1 protein-coding gene is annotated in these 318 nt (G+C 71.4%); it reads left to right on the top strand.

What is annotated here, in order from left to right:
• Positions 1-318, top strand: a 318-nt coding sequence (locus H926_RS35045; protein WP_043610665.1) for a nicotinate-nucleotide--dimethylbenzimidazole phosphoribosyltransferase, incomplete at both ends; no start/stop codon positions are given.

Genomic DNA, 318 nt, shown 5'->3' with positions numbered 1-318 from the left:
CGATGACCGAGGCCGAATGCCTGGCGGCGCTCAACGCCGGGGCCGATGTGGTCACGCCCGATCTCGATATCCTGACGCTGGGTGAAATGGGCATCGGCAATACCACGGCCGCTGCCGCGCTCTGCGCGCGCAGCCTGGGTGGCAATGCGGCTGAGTGGGCCGGGCCGGGCACCGGGCTCGATGCCGCCGGCGTGGCGCGCAAGGTTGCGGTGATCTCCCAGGCGCTGGCCTTCCATGCCGATGCGCCGCACACCCCGTTCGAAACCCTGCGCCGGCTGGGCGGGCGAGAGATTGCGGCGATGGCTGGCGCGGTGTTGC

This window comes from Novosphingobium sp. B-7, from assembly GCF_000410615.1.
In the GTDB taxonomy this organism is placed as follows: Bacteria; Pseudomonadota; Alphaproteobacteria; order Sphingomonadales; family Sphingomonadaceae; genus Novosphingobium; species Novosphingobium capsulatum.
Note: the sequence above shows the minus strand (reverse complement) of the source record. Positions and strands in the feature narration are given on the sequence as shown.